Origin of the sequence: Corynebacterium sp. UMB9976 (assembly GCF_030212265.1) — a bacterium.
GTDB lineage: Bacteria > Actinomycetota > Actinomycetes > Mycobacteriales > Mycobacteriaceae > Corynebacterium.
This window is the reverse complement of the sequence record NZ_JASODY010000157.1, coordinates 1-244: the sequence shown is the minus strand read 5'-3', so window position 1 is coordinate 244 and position 244 is coordinate 1. Positions and strand designations below refer to the sequence as shown.

General features: G+C 59.0%; 1 pseudogene. It reads left to right on the top strand.

Features of this window, described 5'->3' with window-relative positions:
- Positions 1-244: pseudogene (locus QP140_RS10205) on the top strand (IS1249 family transposase); the annotation flags it as partial.

The following is a 244-nucleotide window of genomic DNA, read 5'->3' as shown; positions in this document are numbered from 1 at the left end:
CGACACCGCAAAGATCAAGCACTGGCCCGCGACTTCACAACATTTCACCGCTACGTCACTACGACAGCACCACTGACCCGCATCGCCTCGGAAGTCGGCTGCTCACGCTGGACACTGGACCGTAAATTCGAACCATTCTGGCTCATCAATGTCCCTCACACCCCGGACCCCAACCGGGTCTACGACCAGATCTTCATCGACGGCACCTACACCGACGCTGGTTGCTTGCTTGTGGCAGCCAGCC